General features: G+C 62.2%; 19 protein-coding genes. 9 read left to right on the top strand and 10 right to left on the bottom strand.

Annotated elements, in window-relative coordinates; all coding sequences use genetic code 11:
- Positions 1 to 162 precede the first annotated feature (162 nt).
- On the top strand, positions 163 to 2,805 hold the full coding sequence (locus tag DAD186_RS06100; RefSeq protein WP_065247933.1) for an esterase-like activity of phytase family protein: 2,643 nt from the start codon (positions 163 to 165) through the stop codon (positions 2,803 to 2,805).
- 83 nt (positions 2,806 to 2,888) lie between these two features.
- On the opposite strand, the gene pepT is transcribed toward DAD186_RS06100, so the two are convergent.
- The 4 genes from pepT to DAD186_RS06080 form a co-directional block, all read right to left on the bottom strand.
- Positions 2,889 to 4,142 (bottom strand): peptidase T, encoded by a 1,254-nt coding sequence (gene pepT, locus DAD186_RS06095; RefSeq protein WP_208854251.1) that lies wholly within the window; start codon positions 4,140 to 4,142, stop codon positions 2,889 to 2,891.
- A gap of 25 nt (positions 4,143 to 4,167) precedes the next feature.
- On the bottom strand, positions 4,168 to 5,739 hold the full coding sequence (locus tag DAD186_RS06090; RefSeq protein WP_208854250.1) for an AbgT family transporter: 1,572 nt from the start codon (positions 5,737 to 5,739) through the stop codon (positions 4,168 to 4,170).
- Positions 5,740 to 5,846: 107 nt separating this feature from the next.
- Positions 5,847 to 6,473: a hypothetical protein gene (locus DAD186_RS06085; protein ID WP_065247931.1), complete on the bottom strand. Its 627-nt coding sequence runs from the start codon at positions 6,471 to 6,473 to the stop codon at positions 5,847 to 5,849.
- A gap of 34 nt (positions 6,474 to 6,507) precedes the next feature.
- Positions 6,508 to 7,203: a hypothetical protein gene (locus tag DAD186_RS06080; protein ID WP_157457100.1), complete on the bottom strand. Its 696-nt coding sequence runs from the start codon at positions 7,201 to 7,203 to the stop codon at positions 6,508 to 6,510.
- A 135-nt stretch (positions 7,204 to 7,338) separates the two neighbouring features.
- Between DAD186_RS06080 and DAD186_RS06075 the strand changes: the two genes are divergently transcribed.
- Together DAD186_RS06075 and DAD186_RS06070 are read left to right on the top strand one after the other, a co-directional pair.
- A complete protein-coding gene (locus DAD186_RS06075) occupies positions 7,339 to 7,770 on the top strand; it encodes a pyrimidine dimer DNA glycosylase/endonuclease V (RefSeq protein ID WP_065247929.1) in 432 nt (143 codons plus the stop codon).
- Positions 7,755 to 8,363 (top strand): cation efflux transmembrane domain-containing protein, encoded by a 609-nt coding sequence (locus tag DAD186_RS06070; protein ID WP_065247928.1) that lies wholly within the window; start codon positions 7,755 to 7,757, stop codon positions 8,361 to 8,363. Before DAD186_RS06075 ends, DAD186_RS06070 begins: the two co-directional genes overlap by 16 nt.
- Before the next feature lie 59 nt (positions 8,364 to 8,422).
- Here the strand turns inward: DAD186_RS06070 and DAD186_RS06065 are convergent, their stop codons facing one another.
- On the bottom strand, positions 8,423 to 9,256 hold the full coding sequence (locus DAD186_RS06065; RefSeq protein WP_065248763.1) for an SDR family NAD(P)-dependent oxidoreductase: 834 nt from the start codon (positions 9,254 to 9,256) through the stop codon (positions 8,423 to 8,425).
- 14 nt (positions 9,257 to 9,270) lie between these two features.
- Positions 9,271 to 9,435, bottom strand: a complete 165-nt coding sequence (locus DAD186_RS10855) for a hypothetical protein (protein ID WP_157457099.1) — start codon at positions 9,433 to 9,435, stop codon at positions 9,271 to 9,273.
- 140 nt (positions 9,436 to 9,575) lie between these two features.
- Between DAD186_RS10855 and DAD186_RS06060 the strand changes: the two genes are divergently transcribed.
- Positions 9,576 to 9,929, top strand: a complete 354-nt coding sequence (locus tag DAD186_RS06060) for a sigma factor-like helix-turn-helix DNA-binding protein (RefSeq protein WP_065247927.1) — start codon at positions 9,576 to 9,578, stop codon at positions 9,927 to 9,929.
- Positions 9,930 to 9,997: 68 nt separating this feature from the next.
- Here the strand turns inward: DAD186_RS06060 and DAD186_RS06055 are convergent, their stop codons facing one another.
- The 3 genes from DAD186_RS06055 to DAD186_RS06045 all read right to left on the bottom strand — a co-directional run bounded on the left by DAD186_RS06055 (position 9,998) and on the right by DAD186_RS06045 (position 15,656).
- Entirely contained in the window at positions 9,998 to 12,058 is a 2,061-nt protein-coding gene (locus tag DAD186_RS06055; RefSeq protein WP_065247926.1) for a CocE/NonD family hydrolase, read from the bottom strand.
- Between the two features lie 45 nt (positions 12,059 to 12,103).
- Positions 12,104 to 13,618, bottom strand: a complete 1,515-nt coding sequence (locus tag DAD186_RS06050) for a peptide MFS transporter (protein ID WP_236886217.1) — start codon at positions 13,616 to 13,618, stop codon at positions 12,104 to 12,106.
- Between the two features lie 151 nt (positions 13,619 to 13,769).
- Positions 13,770 to 15,656: a DEAD/DEAH box helicase gene (locus DAD186_RS06045; RefSeq protein ID WP_065247925.1), complete on the bottom strand. Its 1,887-nt coding sequence runs from the start codon at positions 15,654 to 15,656 to the stop codon at positions 13,770 to 13,772.
- A 581-nt stretch (positions 15,657 to 16,237) separates the two neighbouring features.
- Here DAD186_RS06045 and aspS point away from each other — a divergent pair.
- Positions 16,238 to 18,049: an aspartate--tRNA ligase gene (aspS, locus tag DAD186_RS06040; protein WP_065247924.1), complete on the top strand. Its 1,812-nt coding sequence runs from the start codon at positions 16,238 to 16,240 to the stop codon at positions 18,047 to 18,049.
- Positions 18,050 to 18,120: 71 nt separating this feature from the next.
- Here aspS and DAD186_RS06035 read toward each other — a convergent pair whose 3' ends face one another.
- On the bottom strand, positions 18,121 to 18,720 hold the full coding sequence (locus DAD186_RS06035) for a DUF3043 domain-containing protein (RefSeq protein WP_065247923.1): 600 nt from the start codon (positions 18,718 to 18,720) through the stop codon (positions 18,121 to 18,123).
- 132 nt (positions 18,721 to 18,852) lie between these two features.
- On the opposite strand from DAD186_RS06035, the gene DAD186_RS06030 reads away from it, so the two are divergent.
- The 4 genes from DAD186_RS06030 (at position 18,853) to ctaD (ending at position 23,638) form a co-directional block, all read left to right on the top strand.
- Positions 18,853 to 20,226 (top strand): dipeptidase, encoded by a 1,374-nt coding sequence (locus DAD186_RS06030; protein WP_065247922.1) that lies wholly within the window; start codon positions 18,853 to 18,855, stop codon positions 20,224 to 20,226.
- Between the two features lie 101 nt (positions 20,227 to 20,327).
- Positions 20,328 to 20,684, top strand: a complete 357-nt coding sequence (locus tag DAD186_RS06025) for a HesB/IscA family protein (protein ID WP_065247921.1) — start codon at positions 20,328 to 20,330, stop codon at positions 20,682 to 20,684.
- Positions 20,685 to 21,020: 336 nt separating this feature from the next.
- A complete protein-coding gene (gene ctaC, locus DAD186_RS06020) occupies positions 21,021 to 21,929 on the top strand; it encodes an aa3-type cytochrome oxidase subunit II (protein ID WP_065247920.1) in 909 nt (302 codons plus the stop codon).
- Complete coding sequence (ctaD, locus tag DAD186_RS06015; protein ID WP_065247919.1) at positions 21,926 to 23,638, top strand: aa3-type cytochrome oxidase subunit I; 1,713 nt, start codon at positions 21,926 to 21,928, stop codon at positions 23,636 to 23,638. Before ctaC ends, ctaD begins: the two co-directional genes overlap by 4 nt.
- Position 23,639: the final 1 nt, after the last annotated feature.

Raw genomic sequence — 23,639 nt, 5'->3', positions numbered from 1 at the left:
CTAGGCCGCCGTCGAGCCGCGTTTTTCCTGCTTGGAGCGGAGCGATTCATTCAACACTCTCCGCTGCGTAACCGTGCGTTTACCGAGCAGGAGAATCATGGGAGATGCGTGAACTTTCCCCGGCGCACGTGAACGATCTCGCATCTCTTAGAAAGTACTGACGTGAAGCGTACCTCCTCCATTTTTGCCGCGAGCGCACTCGTGTGCTCGCTCGGCCTTGGCCTCGCTGTCCCTGCTCTCGCCGATGGCGACGAGAACATCGAAAGCCCCTTCGCCCGTACCGCGACCTACCCGGTATATATGAACGCCCCCGAGGGTGTTGACCCCGCCGACGAAACCGTCGCCGAGATCTCGACCGTGAGCGAGGACGGCAACACCCTCATCTACACCGATGCCGCGGGCAAGCGCATCGGGTTCCTCGACATCTCCGACCCCCATCACCCCAAGGGTGCGGGCAGCGTATCCCTCGCCGAGCTCGGACACGCCGATGACCAGCCCACCTCGGTTGCTGCCGCCGGGGAATACGTGCTCGTCGTGATTGATGAGACCGGCGGCGACTTTGAGCATCCGAAGGGGCGCGTCGACGTTCTCAATGTCAGCACACGAGAAAAGGTCGCCTCGCTCGACCTCGAGGGCCAGCCTGACTCGATCGCCATCAACAAGGATGGCTCGATTGCCGCAATCGCGATCGAAAACCAGCGCGATGAAGAGCGCAAGGACGTCGAGGGCGGTTTGCCGCAGATGCCTACGGGCTTCGTGCAGACCATCAAGCTTGAGGGCGATCCTTCAACCTGGAGCGCGGTTCCGGTGAACTTTACCGATGACGAGGGCAACGTTCTCGACATCGTGAAGAGCGCGCGCCTTGACACCCCGGAGGACCTCGAGCCCGAGTACGTGTCGATTAACTCGAAGAACGAGCTCGCCGTCACGCTCCAAGAGAACAATGGCGTTGCGATCATCGACCTCAACACGAACGAGATTACGAGCGTCTTCACCGCTGGTTGGGCAAACATCGACGGCATTGATGCGAGCAAGGATGGCGACATTCTGCCGACCGAATCGCTCAATGGAATCCCGCGCGAACCTGACGCGATCGCGTGGGTCGATGATGAACACGTCGCGACCGCGAACGAAGGCGACTGGAAGGGCGGTTCGCGCGGCTGGACCATCTTCGCCACCGATGGTGAAGTGATCTGGGACGCCGGAAACTCGATCGAAGAACTCGCCAACGCGTACGGCCTCCATAACGAGAAGCGCGCCGGCAAGAAAGGCCCCGAAATTGAAGGGCTCGCGGTCGCCGAAATCGACGGCGTGCGCTACGCCTTCGTCGCCTCGGAGCGCTCCAACTTCGTCGCGGTCTACAACGTGAACGACCCGTCCAACCCCACCTTCGAGCAGCTCCTGTTCACGACCAACGGGCCAGAGGGGATTCTGCCGATTCCCGGGCGGAACCTTCTCGCCGTCTCGAGCGAGACCGATGACGCCTCCGCTCGCGTGCGCAGCGCCGTGAATCTGTACCAACTCGGTGCCGATGCCCCCGAAACCGCCCAGCCGAGCATTGTCTCTGCGAAGTCAGAAGAAGGCCATGCGGTTCCGTGGACGGCGCTCGGCTCGCTCGCGGGGAGCAAGTCCGACGCCACCACGCTTTACGCCGCTTCCGATTCGGCTCTTGGCGTTGCCTACGTCTACACCATTGATGCCTCGAAAGAACCTGCACTCATCACAGAGCGCCGCGCCGTCAAGCGGGGCAATGCCCAAGCTGAGGACATCGATATTGAAGGCCTCAGCCAACGCGAGGATGGCGGCTTCTGGCTTGCCTCCGAAGGCAAGACGGGCGACAAGAACCGCCTCGTGCGCACTGATGCCGACCTCAACATCCAGGAAGAGATCGCCCTTCCGGAGGACGTATCCGCACACATCGGCAAGTGGGGCCTCGAGGGCATCGATGCCCGCATGAACGAGCGAGGCGAGGAAGAGGTCTTCGTTGCCGTCCAGCGCCCGCTGTGGAAGGACCCGAGCGTCAAGCCGCTCGAGGAGGCCGAAGGCAACGTCGCGCGCATCGGCCGCTACAACACCACGACAAAGGAATGGAACTGGTACACGGTCGAGCTCACCGCGACGGATGCGAAGGGCGACTGGATGGGCCTTTCCGAACTCACGATCGTCGACAACACGCTCGTGCTCATCGAACGCGATAAGCTCAACGGCCCCGACGCCAAGGTGAAGCAGCTCGTTCAGGTAGCGCTTCCCAGCGAAGACGAAGTCGCAGCCGCGAACGGCGCGCCGATCGCGCTCGATAAGGGCAAGGTCCTCGACGTTCTGCCGAAGCTGCGTGCAACCAACGGCTGGACCCAGGAAAAGCTCGAAGGCTTCACCGTCGCAAAGGACGGCTCGATGTACGCCGTCACCGATAACGACGGCCTCGATGACGCAACTGGCGAGACGGTATTCCTCCGCCTCGGCAAGGTCGGTGACGCCTTCGATGTCGCCTCCGATGAAGGCGAACAGCCGTCGGAAGACCTCCCTGCCGATCCCGCCGATGACGAATCAGGCGAGGGTGAGGGCGCGGGTGAGGCACCTGAGAAGCCTGCCCCCGCGCCTGCCGATGGGCCGTCGAACTCGGTCGAAGCGCCAGCGAAGGCTGATGAGCCCACCCGCCTTACAAGTCAAGGAAAGAAGAAGAGCCACGTGCCGCTTCCGCGTACAGGCGTTGAAGGCAGCGCCTACCTCGTGACCGCTCTCGGAGCTCTCGTGCTGCTCGGCGTGGGCGGCACACTCGTTGCACGCTCCGCTCGCAAACATTAATCGGTAGCTCTCGCCAATACGAGGGGCCGGCGATCTCCCACGGGAGGCCGCCGGCCCTTTTTTTTGCGTGGTATGCGCGGACTCTACTGCTGAGCTGCCTGACGAATGAGGGTGTTCACCATCTCGAAGCTCTTCTCAAAAGCATTAAGTGGCAAAAACTCGAACACCGAGTGTAAATTATGCGCGCCCGTGAAGAAGTTCGGCGTGAAGATGCCCTGACGCGAAAGCCACGAACCATCCGTGCCACCGCGCATCGACAGGTGGATCGGCTCGATGCCAAGGTCCGCCATGGCCTTCACGATGTTGTCGGTCGCAACCGCATTCTCCTCAGTTTTCGCGTCCTCGATGTTGCCGTACACGTCCTCAATGTCGACGGTGACCTTCGCGCGAGGATTCGCCTCGAGCACACGCGCGGCGATATCGCGAATACGCTGTTTCTTTTCCTCGTAACCTGCGAGATCATGGTCGCGCACCGAAATACCCACGCGCGCCGTCGTCTGATTGCCTTCGATCTCGTTCACCCAAATGTAGGACTCGCGGCCTTCGGTGCACTCCGGAGTCTCCTCCCGATCGAATTGCGCGATGATGTCGTGCGCAATGAGGATCGGGTTCACCATGTTTCCTTTTGAATTCATGGGGTGCGCGGAAACACCGACGATATCGATCGTGGCACTCGCCGCGTTGAAGGTGGACTCGACGACCTCGCCGAGCTCGCACGAGTCAAGAGTGAACGCGTACTGGACGGGGAAGCGCGCAAGGTCCATCGTGCGCACACCCCTCAACCCGATCTCTTCATCCGGAACAAAACTGAGGTACACGTCGCCGTGGGGAACCGTCGGATCCTGAAGCAGACGCACAGCGGCCTCCATGACGGACGTGACCCCCGCCTTGTCGTCGGCTCCAAGCACGCTTGTGCCGTCCGTGACGAGGATTCGTTCACCCGCGTAGCGGCTGATTTCGGGATGCTGGCTCTCGCGCAACCACACGCCGCTAGCTTCATTGAGGCACACGTCCCCGCCGCTGTACTCGATCACGCGAGCCTTCACCTCAGGGGAGAGGTTCACATCGACCGTATCGAGGTGGGTACAAAAACCGATCGCGGGTGCCGCGGCATCCCCGGGAATGTTCGAGGGAATCTTGGCGGTGAGTACACACGTGTCGCTGAGGTGAATCGCTTCGGCACCGGCCTCTTCGAGTTCGCTCTTGAGCACACGCGCAAGCTCCCACTGCCCCTCACTTGTGGGGACGGTCGTCGCCGACGCATCAGACTGGCTCGAAATCGCCGAATAGCGGAGGAAGCGTTCGGCGAGGGCATCTTGGATTGGGCTAGAAGCCACGGTAATCATCCTTTCTTCGCGCACGTTACGGGCGCGGGTAGACGTAGCTTGAATCGAGGCCGAGGGGAATATTGAAGCCCCAGAAAATGAAGAGCGTGATCGTGAGCGTCACCATGAGGCCGATCGAGTAGGGCAGCATCATGGACGAAAGCGTGCCGATGCCCGATTTCTTTACGTACCGTTGGCAGTAGGTGATGATGAGCGGGTAGAACGCGAACATTGGCGTGATGACATTGATCGCTGAGTCACTCACGCGGAACGTCGCCTGCGTGAGCTCGGGTGCGATCCCCACCCCCATGAGCATCGGCACGAAGATCGGCGCGAGGATCGCCCATTTTGCCGAGGCGGACGTGATGATGAGGTTCAAACACGCGACGAAAAGAATGATGCCGAGGACCGTGAGCTGCGGCGGCAGGTTGAGGTTTTGGAGAAATTCCGCGCCGGAGACAGCGAGGAGCGAACCGATCTGGCTCTGATTGAAGGCCCACATGAACTGAGCGGCGAAGAAGTAGAAGACGATGAGCGGAACGAGGGTCTCGGTCATGGTCTCCATGGCCTTTGACACGCCCTTCGGGCCCGTGAAACGGCCGGAAAGAAACCCGTAGAGAAGACCCACGAGGCCGGTGAGTACAAAGATCATCATGACGATCGATTTCATGATCGGGGCGTCGGGGGCCGTGAGCGATCCGGTTTCAGGAGCGCGCCATGCTGAATCAGCGGGAAGAAGGGAGATGACGAGCCCGATAACCGCGAGAACGAAGACGCCTGTGGAGATGAACAGGGCACGGTTCTCACGGGAGGTGAGAGGAGTGTCGATCTTTTCGATGTCATCGGAGGTGACATCGAGGGGAAAGTTCTTTTGGAGCCAAGGTTCCACCCATTTTTCCGTCACGAGCCACAGCGCCGGGATCACGGTGAAAGTCGCGCCGAGGCTGTAGAAGTAGTTCGCCAGGATATTGACGCTGTAGCTCGGGTCGATGATGCGTGCCGCGGGCTCCGTGAACCCCTGGATGACGGGATCGATCGCGGATGGCGTGTAGTTGGCGGCGAAGGCACCTGCGATGCCGGCGAACGACGCTGCGATACCAGCGAGAGGGTGCTTGCCGACCGCGTAGAACATGTAGGCCGCGACCGGGATGATCACGACGTAACCGGTATCGGGGCCCAGATGCGAAAGCATGCTCGCGACGATGATCATGGGAGTGAGCAGCGACTTAGGGGTGAACGAGAGGAGCTTGCGCAGCGCGGGGTTAATGTACCCGGAGCTGTCGGCGATGCCGATGCCGATGGTCGCGACAATGACCATGCCGAGGGCGGGGAAGGTCGCGAAGTTCGTAACAGCCGTAGCCATGAGGTCGACGAGGCGATCGGGGGCCAGCATGTTGACGATTTGAATCTTCTCGTCAGTTGCGGGATTGATGTAGTCGAAGTTCACGAACGACAAAAGCGCCGAGACGAGAAGAACGATCACGAGAGCGCTGACGAAGAGCGTCGTGATGTCGGGGATCTTGTTGCCGACTCGCACGACGAGCCCGAGAAAGCCCTTCGGCTCGACCTCCTGAGAGGGGGATGCGGGGGAGGAGGGGATCGCAGTCACGGGGAGTCCTTTCGTCATACCGACCCGAGTGAGAGCGGGTATGCGAAACCCTACACCGATTGTAGACAATCTTAGGAGACGTGCGGATCCTGAGACAGGTACTCGAGTTAGCCGCGCACAGCTTCCGCGACCTTAATGATCTCGTCCATCGACGCGTGGCGAGACTCTACCGACAACACTGTGTCGGGGAGGTCCTTGGGCCATACCCAGCACATGAAGCCTCCGCGGCCATCGGGATGCGGCGCGCACACGCCACGGTCGAAAACCTTCTCACCTTCGATTCCCCACGAGGGATTTTCCGCAGTGGCTTTACCGTCGGCGATGTCGGTGAGGAGGATCGAAATGGTGTTTTCGCCTCGCGCGTAGATGGGCCTTGTGCCGATGTGGGCGAGGTTCCATTCACCGATGGTGTCGGGAAGGCGGGCGTTTATGGTGTCGTCGATGTTATCTCCCGTATTCGTTGACGGACGGCCTGGCGTCGGCTGAGGGACGCCAGGCGCTGGGGAGACAGGTGGGGGCGAGGTTTCGCCCGCCGACGCCGACGGGCTAGACGATGACGGCGACGTACTAGATGTTGGTGACGGCGGGTTTGCGGCTTTGGGCATACCGATGATGATCGCGGCGACCGCGATCACGATCCCAGCCACACCTGCGGCGATGAGGCAGCCGCAAGTGGCAAAAATTATCGCCAGCGGCGATCGTGCGCGATTCTGCAGGTTGTGCGGGCCAGTCATGGTTTCCCTTTACCTTCACGTGTACGTCGTGGGGTTACTTCCCCTCGATGACAGCAGTCGCGATCCGTTGCATTTCCTCGACATTCGAGTATTTCGACGTCATGGTGAACATCGCGGTGTCGAACTTCTTGGGATAGATCGTGCACGTCACGTGCTCGGGATTGTTGCGGTTTTTGCCGCACGAGCCGCGCTCAAAAACGACCTCGCCTTCGCGTCCGCCTGTTGGGTCGTCGGGGGTGCCATTGGGGTCGACGAGCAGGAAGCTGATCCGGCCGCCGTCACCGTCGGAGTAGATGACCGAGCCGGATACGTCTTTCGTCGACCATTTCTCGATCTGCGGGGGGAGCGAAGCGTAGAAGTCGGCCTGTAGTTGGTCGGGGTCCTGCGGAACATCGTTCGTAGTTCCCGGTGCGGCGGGGTCGTCAGCGGGAGTTGTCTCCTCACCTGCCGGCGGGGTGGTCGCCCCTCCGCTTTCCGGCGCTGAGGTCGTGGTGCTTTCGTGAGGCGACGGGCTCGGCTGCGGGGAGGTCTCTCCGGCGTTCTTCCAGAGGAAGAAGCCGGCGACACCGAAAGCGACGAGCGCGAGGGCAATAATCGCGAGTGCGATACACGACCACATGACGATTTTTCCCCCGGAGGACTTTTTCTGCTCGGGCGGCATCGGTGGTACCGATCCTAGTGGCGGTTGCGGGGCGCTTTGATGTTCCCGGGGATCGTAGGGTGAAGACATCGGCTCTCCTTCGATGCGGCGCCGCGTGCGGAGCCATATAACAGTCGTCCGCGTCTTACTGTACGTGTGTGAGGGCCGATACTCTAGAGGAACCCACTTTTTCCTCTCCTTCTTCCCTCGGAAAGGCTGTTCTCAATGCGACTCTGGTCGCTCCACCCGCGCTACCTCGACCGCATGGCACTTGTGGCCTGCTGGCGTGAGGCTCTTCTTGCGCAGAAGGCGCTTGCGGGCCTCACGACGGGATACACGAAGCATCCCCAACTCGAGCGCTTCCGTGAAAGCGAAAATCCCGAGGCCAGCATCGGGGCGTTCCTTACGGGAATCGCGCTCGAAGCGGACAGCCGCGGCTACACGTTCAATCATTCGAAGATTCACGTGCCGGGCCACCTCGATGGCGCCCTCTCGGTGACGACCGGTCAACTCGCGTACGAAGCTGAGCACTTGCGACGCAAAGTGCGCGAACGCGCCCCGCAGTGGCAGGGACTCCCACTAGAGGGAAATAGGCTTGAATCGCACCCACTTTTCCGGGTGCAGGAAGGACGTCTCGAATCGTGGGAGAGACCGTGAACGCCCCGGACCTTGACACTCGTGCGCGGCGAATAATACTGATCGTCGCGCTCCTCAACCTCGCTGGCTGCCTCGGCGAGGCGATACTCGCCTTCGCGATTGGCTCCGCCTCCCTGCTTGCCGATGCTGCGGACTTCCTCGAGGACTTCCTCATCAACTCGCTCGTGCTGCTTGCTCTCTCGTGGTCGCTCAGCAGTAGACGCAAAGCGTCTTACGCGCTTGCCGGACTCATTTTGATCCCCGCGGGGGCCGCGTTTGCGATGGCGATTCACAAGATCCTCACGGGACTGCCGCCCGAACCGTTTGCGCTCTCCGGAACGGCCCTGGCAGCGCTCGTGATTAACGCCTGCTGTGCCGTGCTCCTCGTAAGCCTGCGCACGGGCCACAGTGCTCTCGTTCGTGGCGCATGGCTCGCTGCCCGCAACGACGTGCTTGCGAACGTGCTCATCATCGCCGCGGGGCTCGTGACTCTCGTGTGGCATTCGGTTCTCCCCGATGTCGCGGTCGGCATCGTCATCGGGCTCGTCAATCTTGGTGCGGCAAAAGAGGTGTTCGAGCAGGCCCGAGCGGAGGAGCCGGAGCTGGAAGCTTAGAGTGCTCCTCGGGGGCGCGGAATGGCCGATCAGGGCCTTGAGAGCTGGGGAGTCGCCCGCTAATGCGAGAGTTTCTGAGCCGTCTTTCGAAGATTGTGCGTGAGGTACGGTTCGATCACGCGCTGGCCGAGACCAGGCACGAGTGCGAGTGCCGAAAACGCCTTCGGTAGCACCGCAACCCGTGAGCGCCGCTCGATGTTTTTGGCGATCGCGGCTACGACGTCCTCGCGTTTGATCGGTGTGAAGAGCCCGCCGAAGTTCCCGCTTGCGCGGTTGAGAAGCGGTGAGGTCGTGAGTGCATTGCCAAGCGCGGACTCGAAGAACGAGGGGTGAATGGTTCCGACGGTGACTGAGCTCCCATCGAGCTCAAGCCTAAGCGAATTCGCGAGCGCGAGAACGCCGGCCTTCGAGGCCGAGTACGCCGACATCTCGGGCATGTGAATGAAGGAGGCAAGCGAGGCAATGATGCAGATGTGGCCCTTCGACTCGCGCACATAGGGGAGAGTGGCTTTGATGGTGCGCCACACACCGTTGAGGTTCGTATCAATGTCGTCCACGAAACCCGTTGCCGAGTAGTTCTCGACAAGTTCGGTCGTCACCATGCCTGCCCCTGCCACGACAATATCGATGCCACCGAAATGCTCGGCGGCATTCTTCGCGGCGGCTTCGACCGAGGCGAGGTTACGCACGTTCATCTCGATCGCGAGAGCCTTTTCGGGCCCTCCCAGTTCGCGGGCGAGTGCCTCGAGTTTCTCGGTGTTGCGGCCGAGAAGGGCAAGCCGAATGCCACGAGCGCTGAGTGCTCGGGCGGTGTCGGAACCGAGCGCACCAGATGCTCCCGTCACGAACGCGACCTTGCCACGGAGGCCCTTCGGCGACGTGGTGTTCTTCATGTTCTGTGCGCCTTTCATGCGAGCTTCTGGAGGCGCCACGCCTGGAGGAGGGTCGCGAACTGCGGGGGAGTGATGGCGCCCTTGCCCGCGATGCGTGCTTCGACGCGAGAGTTCGCGGCCGAGATGTTTTGCTGATCAGTCGCGCTCGGGTATGCCTGCGCGTACTTCGGCGGGGTCATGTGCGCCTCCTTTGTGAGTGACGGTGATGCCTCCACTCTACCGGGACGCCATTGGCCCTTCACGCCCAAAGTTGCTAGAGAACCTTGCGGTCTCAACGCAAGGGAAGGTGGCATACTTGGGTGTGGAGAAGGAGGAACACATGGCGATCGAGGTCAAAGCCGAGCGGAACGGGCGCGAATGGGACGCGACGCTTACCGTTGACGGCGAGAAGATCCGGATCCGCGCCCGATCATTTGCAGAGATCACAGCCCTCGCTGAACGTGCACTCGGTGATGCCGGCCACGAGGGAGAGACGCTCCGCGTGAGAACCGAGTACGACGACGCGAAGCGTGGCGCTGACCAGGCCAGTGCCGAAGCCGAAGCCGCTGCAAAAATGGCCTCGGAAATTCGCCGTTCAATCATTCGGAAAATGCGCGCAGACGGCCTCAGTCAAGAGGATGTAGGCGCGATTCTCGGGATCTCACGCCAACGTGTCTCGCAGTTGGGCGGCTAGCAAAGATGGCACGCGAAAGCGGCGCCACCTTCGTGCGGTGACGCCGCTTATGGGAAGGAGCAAAGTGCTTACGAAGCGATCCTCGGGATCTTCTCGCTCCACCGCTTCTCAAACACGACCTCGCCCGAATCGCGGCATTCAACGATCGACTCGGTCGTGAACGAGTCTGCCGAGCACGTGATGCGCGTCGTCGCGGTCAGGGACACGTCCCAATCGAGATCCGGGCGCCTGAGACCGACGTTCCACACGGCCTCGGTACGCGCCGAAAGAGGATCGTCCCACGTGATCCAGTAGCGTTCGACCGTATCCTCGTCGTAGTGCAAACCATCGGGATACACACGAGTGCCACCGTACGCGGGATCGACCTGGAGCATCGTCTCGCGCTTCACCACATCCTGCTGCACAAGCCGCTCGGGCCTGCTCGCCCCGGCCCTTCCGGCCTCCGGATACTTCACGTCGAGGGGAGTGGGCTGCACGGCTTCGCCGAATCCGACGGCTGCATCGCGCGACGCCGCGGCCGAGCCTTCGACCGGGTTCTCGCGCACGGGAACATCGAGGGCGCTCTTCTCGATATCGAGCGAGAAACCGTCGGCCCCCGGCTGAGGCCAGACCCACGGCCAATAGGCACTCGAGATTGCCACGCGCAGCGTGTGGCCCTTCGGGACCACGTAGCCGATGCCCGTGAGGGGGATGGTGAGGTCCACCCATTCGTCGGTAGGCATCTCGACGGCCTTGTCGCGCCCCTCGCGAGCGGAGAAGTTCATGTTCCCGCGCGTGACAAGAGTGGAGGAGCCATCCGGGGCAACGTCGGTCAGGCGAACGTAGGCCTGGCCCTTCGGATGCGCCGACTTGACGCGCAAGCGAAGTGAGGCATTGCCGAGGATCCGCACGTCGCTTTTAAGAACGAAGTCGAAGCATGCGCTCTTCGCATCGTCGACGCGCTGATCGGTGGGCAGATCGCCCGCGTTGCCGAAGGGGAAATAGCGGCCCGCGCTCATGCCCGCATCCTGCGGACTCTTGACACGGATCTCGCTGCCCGAACGTTCCGCCGCCGGGAATGCGTTTGCCGACGCGAAAGTGAAACGCTCCTTGGGGCGCTCGTCGGTGTTCCACGACTCTTCGGCCACCCAGGCGCCGCCCACTTCGTCATAGACCGAACTCGGGCGCATCGAATCGAGCATCCACGCGCGAAGCAGCGGCTCTTCGTCGAAGCCCGTGTTCTTTCCTTTGAGGTGAAGATCCCAGAAGCGGAGCGTCTCCCCGAGGAAGTCGATGTGGGGGCCGGGGCGCAGGTCGCGATCCGGGTACTGGTGCGACCACGGGCCGATGAGCCCCTTGACGCTCTTGCCGCGCGACGTGAGGTTCTCGCACAGGCGAAGAACCGTGTCGCGGTACGGGTCAAACCATCCACCGACGGCGAACACTGCCGCGTCGATGTTGTCGTAGTCCTCGCAGGCGGAGCCGTGCTTCCAGTACTCGTCGCGAGTCTGGTGGCGCATCCACTCGTCAATGTACGGCTCCATCGTGTTGAGGCGATCGAGCCACTGGTCCTTCCAGCGCTCGCCCACCACGCGCGGATCCGACGGGCGTGACTCGAACGCGAGCATCGTCGCCGCCCAGGCGTGCATGTCCACGGCCAGCATCGAGCCGCCGAGGTAGTGCACGTCATTGTCGTAGCGGTCGTCCGTCGAGCACGTGGTCACGATCGCCTTGAGCTGCGGTGGCTTACGCGCGGCGAGCTGGAGCGAATTGAAGCCGCCCCACGAGATACCGAACATGCCAACGTCGCCCGTGCACCACTCCTGCTCGGCGATCCACGCGAGCACTTCTTCGCCGTCGCTCAGTTCCTGCTCGTCGTATTCGTCGCCGGGCACGCCATCGGAGTTGCCGTGGCCGCGAATGTCCACGCGGATCGAGGCGTAGCCGTGGCCCGCGTAGTAGGGGTGACGCTCGTGGTCGCGTGGCGCAGTCCAGTCACCCGCGCGGTAAGGCAAGTATTCGAGGAGAGCGGGAACCTTCTCATCGGTGACGGGCATGAACGCTTTCATCCACAGCTTCGTGCCGTCCGAAAGAGGAATCCAATCCTCCACAATCTTCACGTCATAGGGGAAATCATCGATGTACTTCATGAAAAAGGTGTTCTCCTTTCAGAGTTGGAAAGCGGCGAAACCGTGTTAGCCCACGAGGGTCATGCGCTTCTTGAGCCATGGCGTGATGGCCATGAGGAAAACGCCATAGGCCACGACGAGCGCACCTTGGATGCCAAAGTAGAGCGCCGCGTTGTCGTAATCGAAAAACTTCACGATCTGCGCCTGGATGCCCTGCGAAAGAGCCATCGCTGCAAACCACACGGCCATCGTCTGCGAAGCGAAGGCGCGCGGGGCGAGCTTCGTTGTGGCACTCATGCCGCTCGTTTGAAGCACGAGATCACCGAGACCGAGGAAGATATAGCAGATCACGAGCCAGATCGCCGAGAGCATCGCCGCTTCGCCACTCACGCTCGCGCCGAGGGCCACCACGAGGAAGGCGGCACCACCGAACACGGTGCCAAGGCCAACTTTCGCCGCCACGTGCGGCTGGCGCTTACCGAGCTTGACCCACAGGAGGGCGAGAACCGGGCCCATGATGATCTCGACGATCGCGGTGAGGGAGATGTACCACGTCGAGGGGTAGCCCCAACCGAACAGAGAGTTCTCGGTGCGGTTGAGCGCCATGAAGTTGAGCGTATTGCCCGTCTGGAAGTACATGAGGTTGTACGCCACGAGGGCAATGAGCAAGAGCGAATACGGCATGAGGTTCGCGCGCTCAGCCTTCGTGACCTTGGGGGAGCGGGCCATGAGCACAAGCATGACGATCGGCACGATCGCACTCACGATCGAGATGACGTTCACGAGGGCATTGATTCCGTCTTCCGCAAGGACCGTGAAAAGAGCCGCGGCGATCACCGCAGCCGCGATGAGCCCAATTGTTGCCCAGAAGCCGCGGTCGGCACGGAAGGCGGCGCGGATGCGAGCTGCCGCCTCGTTACCCGCGAGATGCGTGGAGCCGAGCACGTACTGGATGACACCGGCGATCATGCCCACGGCAGCTGCACCGAAGCCCCAGTGCCAACCGATCTCCTGGCCAAGCCAGCCGGCGATGATGGGGCCAAGGAACGCACCGATATTGATGCCGGAGTAATAGATGGAGAAGCCAGCGTCGCGGCGCTCATCCTCGCTCGAGTAGAGCTCACCGACCTTGGTCGAGACATTCGGCTTGAGCAGACCCGTACCGAGAACGATCAGGGCGAGACCAAACCAGGTGGAGAAGGCCGCGGGGATGCCCATGAAGATGTGTCCGGCGGCAATGATGATGCCTCCGAAAAGTACCGTGCGATAGGTGCCGATGATGCGATCCGCAATCCACGCGCCCACGATGGAGAGGAGATATACGAGTGCGCCGTAGGCGGCGACGATGCTCGAGGCGACGCCCTCCTCGAAGCCCATGCCGCCATTCGCAATGGCATCGGCGAAGTAGAGGGCGAGGATCGCCTGGAAACCGAGGTAGGAGAAGCGCTCCCAGATCTCGAGACCGAAGAGCGTTGCAAGGCCGCGGGGGTGGCCGAGGAACGCGCGGTCCTGTTGGACAGCGCGATCTCGCTCGGCCTCACGCACAAAGCGGTCCCCTGCGGTGGATGCGGGGTTGTCCATGCCAGTCCTTTCGTGGCGCGATAGGGGATAGGGCACCGCGAAAACGCATGTTACTTATGCGTGCATATTAAACGCGGCCTCTTCTACCGTGGACACCCTGGTGACGCCTGTAAAGGAGCGCATGGTGGGAGCTGTGAGGAGTATCGCCCTTCTACCAGCGATTCGACTTCTTTGCGCCGCGATCGTCGAAGTGCCTACCCTTGCGAGCTTTGAACTTGCCGCCCTTCTTGGGGCCCTGATCTACCTGGATGCGCATGGGCTTGCCGCCCACTCGGGCGCGACCAATGCGCGCGAGAGCAGCCTCGTCGACGCCGTCGCGAAGCTCTACGAGTGAGAACGACGGGAAAAGATCGATTTTCCCCACATCCTGGCCGTTGAGGCCGCCCTCACCTGCAATGGCTCCCACAATCGACTGGGGCCGCACCCCGTGATTCTTGCCCACCGCAATGCGGTAGGTCGTAAATCCCGCGCTCGAACGGCGGGGACGCTTCTCCCCACGGTCGCGGCGTTCGTTCCGATCCTTGCCCTTCCCGCGTTCACCCTTGTCGCGGAAGCTCGCGCCAGTGAAGTCGTCTTCGTGTGCGCGAGGGCCGTCGTCGCCAACCGTCATCGCTCCGAGAGCCGCGGCAACCTGCTCGACCGAGACGTTGTTCTCGGCCAAAAACTCGTTGAGAAGATCGAAGTAGAGGTTGAGGCGCCCCTTCTCGAGGCGCCCGGGAACCTCCGCGAGAACCTTCTTCATTTTGTGACGCGAGACATCAAGGGGCGAGGGGATTTGAATTTCTTTGAGCTCCTGGCGGGTCGTGCGCTCGATATTGCGCAGCTTGCGCTTTTCGTGGGGAGCCACGAATGTGAGGGCTTTACCCGTGCGACCCGCGCGACCGGTGCGGCCAATACGGTGCACGTAGGCCTCGGGTTCGGAGGGAATGTCAAAGTTCACCACGAGGCCGATACGCTCAACGTCGAGACCGCGCGCGGCGACGTCAGTCGCGACGAGCACCGTGAGAGAGCCGTCGCGCAGACGCTCGACGATGCGTTCACGCTCCTTTTGGGGGACGTCACCCGAGATGGTTGCGGCGACGATGCCTCGGGCAATGAGCGCCGTTCCAACTTCCTCGGCGGCGCTGCGCGTGCGCACGAACACGATCGTCGCATCGGCGTCGGTCGTCTCGACGATGCGCGTGAGAGCACCGGTCTTGTGGCGGAATGGCACCACGGCGTACGTCTGCTCGACGCTCGTCACGGTCGTTGACTGGCGGGCGACGGCAACGCTCACGGCGTCAGGCATGTGCTCCTCGGCGACGCGCTTGATTGCGGGTGGCATCGTTGCACTGAACAGCGCCATGCGCTTCTTTTGTGGAGCGAAACCGAGAATCTCGTCAACGTCCTCGGCAAAGCCCATGCGAAGCATTTCGTCGGCCTCGTCGAGAACGAGCGTCGAGAGGTGATCCAGCACGATGTTGCCGCGCTTGAGGTGATCGATGACGCGCCCGGGCGTACCGACGATCACGTGGGCGCCGCGCGCGAGGGCGCGCTCCTGCGGCCCGTAGGGAGCACCGCCGTACACGCTTACGACGTTCACGCCATCGAGCTTGGTCGCAAATGAATGAATGGCCTCGGCCACCTGCATCGCGAGCTCTCGGGTCGGTGCCAGAACGAGTCCTTGCGTGGCGCTCCTCGAGGCGCGGACCTCCGCGAGGAGTGGGAGACCGAATGCTGCGGTCTTGCCCGTGCCCGTCTGTGCGACGCCCAAAACGCTACGGCCTTCAAGCAGAGCCGGAATTGCGCGTTCCTGAATGGGGGAGGGGTGAGTAAACCCGAGGTCGCGCACGGCGGCGAGCAGCTCGGGCGGAAGGCCGAGCTCGTCGAAGCGGACGCGCTCATCGTCATGGGAGGCTTCGGGGGCGTCGGTCGCGTTCGGTGCGTCTTCGACACTGTCGGGGCTCGGAGCTGCCATGCCGTCCATTTCGAGCGCTTCCGCAATTTCCTCGCGGTTCTCGAGAGCGGTTTCGGTGCGGTCGGTGCTATCAGTCGTCATTTTTGGGTCCTTCCGGGCCATCGCACACGCCCGCCCCGGAAAACGCACGTGAACACTTGCGGGCCGTTCATCGGCCCCTCATTTGGTCGAGCACGTTCCCGCGGGCATCCCCGCACACAAAAAATGCGCCGTCCGGAGCGGCGCCACTCTCATCGCGCCCTCATGGCGCTCACACGTGCTGGAACCAGCTTACGGAAGAGGTAGGCGCGAGGGGAGGGGATCCGCGCGCGACAATAGTCACCTCCATCTGGCCCCCTGATCCGTTTCGCCCACGCGACTCGGGTGAAAACGCCAAAAATCGCCACCTCACGACATGGAACAGGGTATTCGCACGAAAAATCACCACTGTCGAGATAAGGAAGTGAAGGATGTGGCGGGACTGAAGCAAGAAGCAGGGGGGGAGGGGGATGCGGGAGGGAAGGAGATCTGACGGTTGCCCAGCAAGCGTCGGACTGCACCCGAACCTGGTGCGCGCTAAACTGGTGCGGATTGCGGCCTCTTGCGCCCCGCCCCGCCCCGTGCGGGGGCTGAACGCCTACGCGCCGCCCACCACCGACCACCTCGAAGTCAAAGGAATCCTCATGCTTCGCACTCACCGCGCCGGTGATCTCAGGGAAGATCACATTGGCCAGGACGTCACTCTCACCGGCTGGATCGGAAGGCGCCGTGATCACGGCGGCGTGGCCTTCCTTGATCTGCGTGACGCGTCCGGCATTGCTCAGGTCGTCGTGCGCGAGGAAGATGCCCACCACCTCCGCAATGAATTTGTGCTCAAGGTGACCGGCAAGGTCGAGCGCCGCCCCGAAGGTAACGAGAACCCGGCCCTCCCCACGGGTGACATCGAGGTCATCGCAAGCGAGGTTGAGGTGCTCAACCCCGCGGCCCCGCTACCGTTCCAGCTCGATGAGCACAGCGAGGTTGGCGAAGAGGCGCGCCTTCGCTACCGCTACCTCGACATGCGTCGTGCGGAAACCTCATACGCGCTGCGCCTGCGCTCGAAGGCGAATCAGGCCGCGCGCGAGGTCCTCCTCAACGAAGACTTCGTCGAAATCGAAACCCCGACCCTCACCCGTTCGACGCCCGAGGGTGCGCGCGACTTTCTCGTGCCCGCGCGCCTCGCTCCCGGATCGTGGTACGCGCTTCCCCAGTCGCCGCAGCTGTTCAAGCAGCTGCTGATGGTTGGCGGTATGGAACGCTACTTCCAGCTCGCCCGCTGCTACCGCGATGAAGACTTCCGCGCGGATCGCCAGCCGGAGTTCACGCAGCTCGACGTCGAGATGAGCTTCGCGGATCAGGAAGACGTCATCGCGCTCGCCGAGAAGGTTCTCGTAAACGTGTGGAAGCAGATCGGTTACGACATCGAGACCCCGATCAAGCGCCTCACCTACCGCGACTCCATGGCGCGCTACGGCTCCGACAAGCCCGACCTGCGCTTCGATCTCGAGATCACCGAGATGACCGAATACTTCCAGAACACGCCTTTCCGCGTGTTCCAAGCCCCTTACGTTGGCGCGATCGTCATGAAAGGCGGCGCGTCGCAGCCCCGCCGCACCCTCGACGCGTGGCAGGAATTCGCGAAGCAACGCGGCGCGAAGGGCCTCGCCTACGTTCTCTTCCAGGAAGACGGTTCGCTTGGCGGCCCCGTCGCCAAGAACCTCTCCGACGACGAGAAGGCCGGCCTCGCCGAAAAGGTTGGTGCGAGTGCAGGCGACTGCGTGTTCTTCGCCGCGGGCGACGCCAAGAGCTCACGCGCGCTCCTCGGTGCCGTGCGCAACGAAATCGGTGACCGTCTCGGCCTCATCAACCCCGACGAGTTCGCCTTTGTGTGGGTCGTGGACGCGCCCATGTTTGAGCCCGCGGGCGACGCGGAAGCCGCGGGCGACGTTGCTGTGGGTCACGGCGAATGGACCGCCGTGCACCACGCCTTCACGTCCCCGAAGCCCGAGTTCCTCGACACCTTCGACACCGACCCGGGCTCGGCACTGAGCTACGGCTACGACATCGTGTGCAACGGCAACGAAATCGGTGGCGGTTCGATCCGTATCCACCAGGCAGACGTGCAGCAGCGCGTCTTCAATCTCATGGGCATCGGAGAAGAGGAAGCGCAGGAGAAGTTTGGCTTCCTCCTCGAAGCCTTCAAATTCGGCGCACCGCCCCACGGCGGCATCGCGTTTGGCTGGGACCGCATCGTGTCGATCCTCGCGAAGACCGACTCGATTCGTGATGTCATCGCCTTCCCGAAGACCGGCAACGGCTATGACCCCTTGACCGCCGCTCCCGCGCCGATTACGCCGCAGCAACGCAAGGAAGCGGGCGTGGACTTCAAGCCCGAGAAGAAGGCCAAAGACAAGGACTCGGCGAAAGCTGAGCAGGCGTCGGACACGGCCAAGTAAAACCGCCTGACAGGAAACCCCCGGTTACCGAACGAAAGTTCGGGCCGGGGGTTTTCGCGTGTGACGAAGTCTTACGGACGCGGAGCCTCGCCGTGTTTGATCTGCGGCTTAGGCATACGCCACGGGCGAATGTTCGTTGAACGAAGAAGGCCGTACGACACCATGCCGGCGGGGACCACGCCGAAGCGTTCGGTAAGAACCTTGCGAATCTTGCGGCGCAAGAGGAACGTATCGATCACGACGACGAGGATGCCCGCCCACAGCACGACGAGGAACACGATCGAGACGACCTGGAATTTCACCGGGTCGATGAGCTGCATGGCGAACGGGAACAGCATCGCGATAAGCGCGAATGGCAAAAAATACTCAGCGACGTTGTGGCGCGAATCGACGATGTCACGCACGAGGCGGCGATCGGCGCCTCGGTGCTGCACGGGGTAGTGCGCCTCATCACCGGCGAGCAGGGCTTGATGTTCGCGGTTTGCGGCGGCGCGATCTTTCTGCTTGGAGCGACGCTTTGCTTCCTTGCGGTCCTTCGGCACGAGAGGCGTGCGGCGCGCGGCGACAGCTTCCTTGCGCGAGCGGGTTGGACGCCCCTTCTTCGGGGTCGTCGCGGAGTGCTCAGCGCGAGTGGGGCTAGGGGAGTGCTCGGATGGGGTCTCGGTATTCACCTGGCCAAGCTTAGTCTCCCGGGGGCCGGACTCGCGCGGTTGGTACGGAGTTTCGTGAGGAATTCCGACGCTTGCGGGGATACGGTGGAGCCAAAGCTAGTATCGCGCTCGCCACGCGGAAGGAGAAGAGGAATGTCGCTCAGCGTCGACGCCATCAATGACAAGGTCAAAGCCCTTCAACCCCAAGCACTCGAGGATCTCACCGCGCTCGTAGCGATCCCCTCGATTGCCTTCGATGGCTACGATCAATCGCACGTGCAGGCGAGCGCCGAGAAGGTGGCGTCGCTCCTCGAAGATGCGGGCATGCCCGAAGTGAGCATCGAGTCCGTTGACGGTGGCGCCCCCGCGGTTCTTGCCCGCCGCCCAGCGAAGCCCGGAAAGCCGACCGTGATGCTGTACGCCCACCACGACGTGCAGCCCGTTGGCGACGAATCCGAGTGGACCACCCCGCCGTTCGAGGCCACCGAGCGAAACGGCCGCCTGTATGGCCGCGGAGCTGCCGACGACAAGGCCGGCGTTATGGCGCACGTGACCGCGCTTCGCGCCCTTAAAGAGGAACTCGAAGAATCCGGCGTGGGCATCGTCGTGTTCGTCGAAGGTGAAGAGGAATACGGCAGCGAGACCTTCCGCCCATTCCTCGAAAAGCACCAGGACCTGATGCGCAGCGACATCATCGTTGTGGCCGACTCCTCGAACTGGGCCGTTGGCCGCCCCGCCCTCACGACGAGCCTGCGCGGCGTTGTCGCCTTCGAGCTCGACGTCCAGGTTCTCGACTACTCTGTGCACTCGGGCATGTTCGGCGGGCCGGTGCTCGATGCGCTCACGCAGCTCTCGCGCATCCTCACCACCTTCCACAACGAGGACGGCACCATTGCCGTTGAGGGACTTCACGTTGCCGAAGCCCCCAAGGTCGACATGGAGGAAGCGGACTTCCGCCGCGACGCCGGCGTTCCCGAAGGGCTGCCGCTTGCGGGTGACGGCTCGATCACGTCGCGCCTGTGGACCAAGCCCGCGATCTCGGTCATCGGCATTGATGCGCCGCCCGTGCAGCAGGCCTCCAACACCCTCGTGTCGAAAGCCCGCGCCAAGGTGAGCGTTCGCATCGCCCCGGGCGAAGACCCGGCACACGCGACCGAAGTGCTCAAAAAGCACGTTGAGGCCCACACTCCCGCTGCGGCCAAGGTCACCTTCACCCCCGTTGACGCGGGCAAGCCGTTCCTCGCACCCGCGAGCAGCGAGGGAATGGATCTTGCGCGCCGCGCGTTCCATAACTCGTGGGGAGTTGAGCCCGTGGATACCGGGCTCGGCGGCTCGATCCCGTTCATCTCGGATCTGCTCGAGCTGTTCCCGAAGGCCGACGTGCTCGTCACCGGCGTCGAAGACCCGGATTCGCGCGCACACGGCGTCGACGAATCGCTCCACCTCGGCGACTTCGAGCGCGTATGCGTCGCCGAAGCGCTCATCCTGCTCGGCGCTGCCGAGCTCGACCCGAAGGAAACCGCCTAAGTCACACGTGACGAGGGAATGCCCACGCGTCATAGACCGCGTGAGGTGGGCCCGCGTACAGTGACGTTAAGCGTCACCTACCCGGACTTAACGGAGGAACCATGACTACGACCGAAACACAGACGGCTCCCGCCCACGGCGTGACCCTCACCCAGGTGGCCGCCGATAAGGTCAAGCAGCTGCTCGCGCAAGAGGGCCGCGATGACCTGCGCCTTCGCATTGCCGTGCAGCCCGGCGGCTGCTCGGGGCTCATCTACCAGCTCTACTTCGACGAGCGCCTGCTCGAAGGAGATGCGACCGTGGACTTCAGCGGGGTAGAGGTCGTTGTGGACAAGAACTCGATCCCGTTCCTCTCCGGCGCGACGATCGACTTCTCCGACACGATCGAAAAGCAGGGATTCACGATTGACAACCCCAACGCTTCGAGCTCGTGCGCATGCGGAGATTCCTTCGCCTGAGCACAGTCCTTTTTGAGTCACACGAGTGGGCTGCCGCACATGCGGTGGCCCACTCATCCTTTAAGTACGCAGCCGTCGGACCCCGCCGCCGACCCCGAACCCCGATATAAACGCCCCTACCGGCATAAACGTGACTGAGCAAACCTCACCGAATCCGCGAAAAGCGGCTGTGAAGGCCACATTTAGTGGCGAGTCGCGTATGATGACTAAGGACTCTCGTCCCGATCCAGGCGTGCGCCCCGTGCCAGCCGGGAGGGAAGAGCCCGAAATAACAGCACAATCGAGCGCGAATCTCCCCGCAGCCGATTCGCCACGCGATACACGGAAGGTCAGCCTGTGATCCCCCAAACCCCGGAACGCAGTCGCCGGATGCCGAAGGCCATCGCCGCTTTCGCCCTTACGGCGCTTGCTCTCGTGGGCTGCACGGAAGAGCAGCAGCGAGGATTCCTCCCTGGTGACACCACCCACCAGATCACGAACCAGACAGACCGCATCATCACGATGTGGACCGGTTCGTGGATTACCCTCCTCGCCGTCGGTCTCCTTGTGTGGGGCCTCATTTTCTGGTGTGCGATCGCCTACCGCCGCAAGAAGAACGACAAGGGTTTCCCCGTTCAGCTGCGCTACCACGTGCCGATCGAACTGACCTTCACGCTGATTCCGGTCATCATGATCATGACCCTCTTCTACTTCACGCAGCGGGATATCTCCGAAATCGAGCGTCTCGATCCGAACCCCGATGTCACGGTCAACGTCGTTGCCAAGCAGTGGAGCTGGGACTTCAACTACGTTGACGCCGATGTCCACGAAGATCCGGGTGTCCAGTCGTTCCGCACCGGCGAAGAAGGCGCAGCCGAAGATCTCCCGACTCTCTATCTCCCCGTCGGTGAGACCGTCGAGTTCCAGCTGGACTCCCGCGACGTCATCCACTCTTTCTGGGTCGTGGACTTCCTGTACAAGAAAGACATGATTCCCGGCCACACCACCGCGTTCCAGGTCACGCCGCAAATTGAAGGCACCTATGCGGGCAAGTGCGCCGAACTGTGCGGTGAGTACCACTCTGACATGCTGTTCAACGTCAAGGTCGTGTCGAAGGAAGAATTCGACAAGCACATGGAAGAGCTGCGTGCCAAGGGCAATGAGGGGCAGCTTTCGAACGACCTCAACCGCCTCCAAAAGTCCTGGAATATGAAGGACGATTCCGACCGCCGCATCGAAAACCGTCGTGAGGATGCCAAAAAGTGAGCACTACTACCACAGAAACCACGCGCCGCTTCGCCCCGGCACAGCCTGAGACGAAGAAGGGTAACCAGTTCTTCAAGCTCCTCACCACGACCGATCACAAGACGATCGGCATCATGTACATGGCAACCGCCTTTTTCTTCTTCTGCTTTGGCGGCGTGCTTGCGCTTCTCATCCGCGCTGAACTGTGGGAGCCCGGTCTACAGGTTGTCGTGTCGAAGGGCCAGTACAACCAGCTCTTCACGATGCACGGCACGATCATGCTTCTTATGTTCGGCACGCCTCTGTTCGCGGGATTCGCGAACTACCTTCTGCCGCTGCAGATCGGTGCTGTCGACATGGCGTTCCCACGCCTGAACATGTTCTCCTACTGGCTCACCGCTTTCGGTGCCCTCATTGCGTGCGCGGGCTTCCTCACCCCCCAGGGTGCGGCTTCCTTTGGTTGGTTCGCCTACGCGCCCCTTTCTGACACCACCTTTACGCCGGGCCTCGGCGGTGACCTGTGGGCCTTCGGTTTGTGCATGCAGGGCTTCGGCACCATCCTCGGCGCCGTCAACTTCATCACCACTATCATCACGATGCGTATGCCCGGCATGACCATGTTCCGCATGCCGATCTTCACGTGGAACATCCTCATCACGTCGATTCTCATCCTCATGGTCTTCCCGCCGCTCGCCGCCGCGCTCTTCGCCCTCGGCGCCGACCGCGTGCTCGACGCGAACATCTTCGACCCCGCGAACGGCGGGCCGATCCTCTGGCAGCACCTCTTCTGGTTCTTCGGCCACCCCGAGGTGTACGTGCTCGCACTCCCGTTCTTCGGCATTGCCTCGGAGATCATCCCCGTCTTCAGCCGCAAGCCCATCTTCGGCTACAAGACCCTGGTCTACGCGACCATTTCGATCGCCGCCCTCTCCGTGACAGTGTGGGCCCACCATATGTTCACGACCGGCGCCGTCATGCTCGACTTCTTCTCGTTCATGACGATGATGATCGCCGTGCCCACGGGTGTGAAGTTCTTCAACTGGGTGGGCACCATGTGGCGCGGGTCCATCACCTTCGAATCACCGATGCTCTTCACGCTTGGCTTCATGACCACCTTCCTCTTTGGTGGCCTCACCGGCGTGATCCTGTCGACCCCGGTGCTCGACTTCCACCTGAGCGACACCTACTTCGTTGTCGCCCACTTCCACTACGTCATCTTCGGCACGGTTGCCTTCGAAATGTTCGCGGGCTTCTACTTCTGGTGGCCCAAGATGTTCGGATACAAGCTCCGTGAAGACCTCGCGAAGATCCACTTCTGGCTTCTTCTCGTAGGCTTCCACATGACCTTCCTTATCCAGCACTTCATGGGTGTCGAAGGTGCTCCGCGCCGCTACATGAACTACCTCTCTGAGGACGGCTTCCAGTGGATGAACCAGTTCTCCACGATTGGTGCGTTCATCCTTGGCGCCTCGACCCTCCCGTTCATCCTCAACGTTGTGCTTACCCACACGAAGGGCAAGAAGGTCACCGTCAACGATCCGTGGGGCTACGGCGCCTCCCTCGAGTGGGCCACCTCGTGCCCGCCGCCGCGCCACAACTTCGCCGAACTACCGCGCATCCGCTCGGAACGCCCGGCTTTCGACCAGAAGTTCCCCGAAGTTGCCGCTGTCGATCAGGTTCACGTCAATCGCGACGAGGCAACACTCGCTAGCGCCCACGGAGGTAAGTAAG

The organism is Dermabacter vaginalis (genome assembly GCF_001678905.1).
In the GTDB taxonomy this organism is placed as follows: domain Bacteria; phylum Actinomycetota; class Actinomycetes; order Actinomycetales; family Dermabacteraceae; genus Dermabacter; species Dermabacter vaginalis.
This window is presented reverse-complemented; position numbering and strand designations above follow the sequence as displayed.

Excerpts from the sequence above, each read along its gene's own strand:
- DAD186_RS06085 (WP_065247931.1), bottom strand. The coding sequence starts at position 6,473 with ATGACTGGCCCGCACAACCTGCAGAATCGCGCACGATCGCCGCTGGCG.
- DAD186_RS06080 (WP_157457100.1), bottom strand. The coding sequence starts at position 7,203 with ATGTCTTCACCCTACGATCCCCGGGAACATCAAAGCGCCCCGCAACCG.
- DAD186_RS06075 (WP_065247929.1), top strand. The coding sequence starts at position 7,339 with ATGCGACTCTGGTCGCTCCACCCGCGCTACCTCGACCGCATGGCACTT.
- DAD186_RS06065 (WP_065248763.1), bottom strand. The coding sequence starts at position 9,256 with ATGAAGAACACCACGTCGCCGAAGGGCCTCCGTGGCAAGGTCGCGTTC.
- DAD186_RS10855 (WP_157457099.1), bottom strand. The coding sequence starts at position 9,435 with ATGACCCCGCCGAAGTACGCGCAGGCATACCCGAGCGCGACTGATCAG.
- DAD186_RS06060 (WP_065247927.1), top strand. The coding sequence starts at position 9,576 with ATGGCGATCGAGGTCAAAGCCGAGCGGAACGGGCGCGAATGGGACGCG.
- DAD186_RS06055 (WP_065247926.1), bottom strand. The coding sequence starts at position 12,058 with ATGAAGTACATCGATGATTTCCCCTATGACGTGAAGATTGTGGAGGAT.
- DAD186_RS06050 (WP_236886217.1), bottom strand. The coding sequence starts at position 13,618 with ATGGACAACCCCGCATCCACCGCAGGGGACCGCTTTGTGCGTGAGGCC.
- DAD186_RS06045 (WP_065247925.1), bottom strand. The coding sequence starts at position 15,656 with ATGACGACTGATAGCACCGACCGCACCGAAACCGCTCTCGAGAACCGC.
- aspS (WP_065247924.1), top strand. The coding sequence starts at position 16,238 with ATGCTTCGCACTCACCGCGCCGGTGATCTCAGGGAAGATCACATTGGC.
- DAD186_RS06030 (WP_065247922.1), top strand. The coding sequence starts at position 18,853 with ATGTCGCTCAGCGTCGACGCCATCAATGACAAGGTCAAAGCCCTTCAA.
- DAD186_RS06025 (WP_065247921.1), top strand. The coding sequence starts at position 20,328 with ATGACTACGACCGAAACACAGACGGCTCCCGCCCACGGCGTGACCCTC.